The 3,747-nt window shown below is 49.0% G+C and carries 4 protein-coding genes; all 4 read right to left on the bottom strand.

Annotated elements, in window-relative coordinates; all coding sequences use genetic code 11:
- On the bottom strand, nt 1-354 hold a 354-nt coding region (locus tag ACJAZW_RS15325; RefSeq protein ID WP_415159668.1), incomplete at its 3' end, for a substrate-binding domain-containing protein.
- A gap of 280 nt (nt 355-634) precedes the next feature.
- Nucleotides 635-1,951, bottom strand: a complete 1,317-nt coding sequence (locus ACJAZW_RS15320; RefSeq protein WP_415159666.1) for a GH1 family beta-glucosidase — start codon at nt 1,949-1,951, stop codon at nt 635-637.
- Nucleotides 1,951-3,009 (bottom strand): ABC transporter ATP-binding protein, encoded by a 1,059-nt coding sequence (locus ACJAZW_RS15315; protein WP_415159664.1) that lies wholly within the window; start codon nt 3,007-3,009, stop codon nt 1,951-1,953. The genes ACJAZW_RS15320 and ACJAZW_RS15315 overlap by 1 nt, the downstream gene beginning before the upstream one ends.
- The coding region (locus tag ACJAZW_RS15310) for an alpha-amylase family glycosyl hydrolase (RefSeq protein ID WP_415159662.1) at nt 3,010-3,747 on the bottom strand (738 nt) is incomplete at its 5' end.

Raw genomic sequence — 3,747 nt, 5'->3', positions numbered from 1 at the left:
TGCAGGCAAGACGTCCACGTTGTCAGGTTCACGGTTCACGTAAACAAGCGGCGTATCACCCGCTGCTGCAGAAACTGCAGCGCCGGCAGATGTGTCAACGATGTTTACAATGATAGCGTCTACGCCGGAGGCAACAAAGTTACGAACCTGGTCGATTTGTTTTGCAAGATCGTCTGACGCATCTTCTTGTTGATACGACAAACCATCAATGGTTCCCGCATACTCAACCATGCCAGTGCGCAATACTGTTAGCCAGTTATCGTCAAATCTGGAGAATGAGGCTCCGATTTCTTGCGCCGCAGCAGTTGTACCCATCAAAGCGACCAAGCCGGTGGCTATTAGTGTCTTTTTCATAATATTCCTCCCAAAGTGTGCCCGGCGCACAATGAAATTTCCGGGATGCTCCAGATAAATAGAGCACAAGCGATTTGCCAATCTTCTGCCTCTTTAATGAGGCTATTTAGGCATAAAACTTAAGTTTCAACTTGTTAATGCAGATATAGTCGGTTCGGTTCTTAGCCGAATGTAGTCGGTCTAGGTAATTTACCTAACCAACTATAATCCGATTCGAATTTTTTGCAACCGGTTGCAAAAACCTTTTATGCGACGGCCCCAAGGAACAGTGTTGCCACACTTAATCCGCGAGCCAGCTTTGCAAAATCTTATATGAATTTTTTGGAGTTCGCTTCAGACTGTCAAAATCAACATGCACTAAGCCAAACCGCTTTTCGTAACCCAAAGCCCATTCATAATTGTCCATCAATGACCAAATATAGTACCCTATCAGCGGGGCGCCATCGGAAATTGCCCGTTTAGCCGCCTCCAAATGCGCCTCAATATAGGCAGTACGGGCGGTATCGTTCACTTCACCATCGACCACCACATCCGCATTCGACATGCCGTTTTCAGTAACATATATGGGGAGGCCCAACGTATATTCACGGTGGGTTCTCATGATGAACTCATAAAGCCCATCTGGATAAATCTCCCACCCCATTTGTGTTTTTTCAAGTGGGCCTTCAACCGCTTGCAGGTTTGGCCAAGCACCCTCTTTGATCTCAATATTTGACCGGGTGTAATAATTGATCCCGCACCAATCTACCGGCGTCCCTATAAGGGCAAAATCATTCTGCCAACCTTTTGGCAAGTATGGCTCTAGGCCTTCAAGCACCAAATCTGGATATTGTTTCTGGAATATCCCGCCCATGAAAAACCTATTGTAAATTGCATCATAGCGGGCCGCAGCAGTCAGGTTTTCCGATGTGTTATCAATTGCGTTTGAATATTCAAAATTACAAACGGCGCCGAGGTTTTTCATCCCGAGTGCGCGCATCCGTTGAACCGCCGTGCCATGCGCGCAAAGCACATGATGCATCGCCCTGCCCGTCGCCCGGATGTCGCGCAGCCCCGGCGCGTGCGCGCCTTCAAAGTGAGACAACCACCCAACGCACCATGGTTCGTTAATCGGAGCGACCGAGAACATTCGATCACCAATACGTCCCATTATGACATCGGTGAAATCCCCAAACCAATTAGCAATATTGGGGTTTTGCCAACCGCCAAGATCATTCAGAGTGGATGGAAGCTCCCAGTGATAAAGTGTGGCGGCGGGTTTGAGATCGCGTTCTAGCATCGCATCCGTGAGCCGGTCGTAAAAATCTAACCCATCTTGATTGACCTGACCTACACCATCAGGCATCACTCGTGCCCAGCTGGTTGAAAACCGATAGGTATCAAATCCGGCAGCGGCGACAAGATCAAGATCCTCTTCATAGCGATGATAATGATCACAGGCGCGCATACCATTTTCGGCCCGCACCACATTGCCAGGCGTGGCGGAGAAGCTGTCCCAATGGGTTGGACCGGCGCCACCAAACTTATGCCCCTCAATCTGATAAGCTGACGTAGCAGTTCCGAACAAGAATCCTTCAGGAAAGTCGCTTCTTTGCATTAGAATATATGTACTTTCTCGGCGTCAAAGCTAAAATTTGCAACCTGTCCGATCACAAGATTACATGCTTCTGATGTGGCAAAACGGAACAGCATTTTATCAGCCGCTAGAAGTTCCACAATTGTATCGGTACCAAGCCGTTCAACCAGAGAGACCGTGCCATGCAGCGGTCCTTTTTCATCCAATTCAAGATGCTGAGGGCGAATGCCAAGTTTAACCGCGTCCCCAACCCCTTTTGACGCAGACACCAGACGCACATTGTCAGTCGTAAGACCACTTCCGTTGAATTTACCTTGAGCAGCGCTTTCGTTCTTGGATGTCAACTCTCCCGCAAAGAAATTCATGGCCGGTGATCCCAAAAATCCAGCAACAAATTCGTTGGCCGGCATATTGAACAGATCCATGGGCGCACCTACTTGCATGACCTCACCGTCGCGCAACACCACGATTTTATCGGCGAGGGTCATAGCTTCGACTTGGTCATGGGTCACATAGATCGTGGTAGCGCCCAGTTGAGAGTGCAGTCTGGCAATTTCAACACGTGTATCGTGGCGCAGAGCCGCATCCAAATTTGACAAGGGCTCGTCAAATAAAAACACATCAGGATTCCGCACGATAGCACGGCCAATGGCAACGCGCTGGCGTTGACCACCCGATAAGGCAGAAGGCCGGCGGTCCAAAAGATTGTCCATTTGCAATATTTTAGCCGCCGCTTCGACACGTTCTTTAATCTCTTTTTTAGGCACGCCCTGTAGGTCAAGCGAGAAGGCCATGTTGTGAAATACGGTCATATGCGGATAAAGCGCATAGGATTGAAACACCATGGCAATGCCGCGTTTGGACGGTGGTAAGTCTGTGACCTTTTTATCCGCAATGGTGATATCACCACTGGTAAGTGTTTCGAGCCCAGCGATCAATCGCAACAGCGTCGACTTTCCGCAGCCCGAAGGGCCAACAAAAACCACAAACTCGCCCTTTTCAATTTCCAGTTCTACATTGCAAATAACTTCGGCTTTTCCGAATGACTTACTCACACCCTTTAATTCTACCTGAGCCATTTAAATCTCCGAAAACGATGCTGTTAAGTTTTGAAAGTTGAAGATGCACCGCAGAGATTGCTCGGCAGAGATACGATCAAAAATGATTTCTTCTGTGCCGCTCACAATAAGCTCCATATCATTGGCATCTTGCATAGCGGGTTGTTTTTTGCGCCAGGCCAAAAAACCAGCCAGGTTGTTGTAGACAGAACCAGGCCTTTCAGCCTCATCCAAGCCAGCGCGGACCATGTGGTTTTGCGAGATTGGGAGCCAAGTGCTTTGCGCATCCGAAAATCCACCCCAGTGATTGTCGCCTTTGCGCCAAACCATTGGCGTGCGGCATGTATCGCGCCCCAAAAATATCGGTGCAAACTCGACGCCCCAAGGATCTTGCATACGGTCAATTGGAATGTCCTGCACGTCACTTAGGGCTAGTTCTTCACCTTGATAGATGCATGTGGATCCAATCAAGCTAACCTCTAGCTTAAGTAGCAACAGCTGCAGTGCTTCTTGCTTATCCGTCTTCAAGCCCAAAGGCCCCAATTGCCGGGTGGCAGACCTCGGAACGTCATGGTTGGAGAAAGCAAATGAGAGGCGTCCCGTACCATTAAAGGCTTCAATCGCTGAGAAAATAGCCTGCTTTAGCCCATCTACATCTAACCCCGCCCATTCGAGTAGGTTGAAGTTATAAGTTGCGTGCAAACGTCCAGGAGCCGTGAAGGTTTTACTGGCCAGCACTGCATCATCCCCATGCAGTTC

It is taken from the genome of Maritalea sp., assembly GCF_047634455.1.
Classification (GTDB): Bacteria; Pseudomonadota; Alphaproteobacteria; order Rhizobiales; family Devosiaceae; genus Maritalea.
Note: the sequence above shows the minus strand (reverse complement) of the source record. Positions and strands in the feature narration are given on the sequence as shown.

Bases quoted from the DNA above. Each gene is read 5' to 3' on its own strand.
- ACJAZW_RS15320 (WP_415159666.1), bottom strand. From the start codon at position 1,951: ATGCAAAGAAGCGACTTTCCTGAAGGATTCTTGTTCGGAACTGCTACG.
- ACJAZW_RS15315 (WP_415159664.1), bottom strand. From the start codon at position 3,009: ATGGCTCAGGTAGAATTAAAGGGTGTGAGTAAGTCATTCGGAAAAGCC.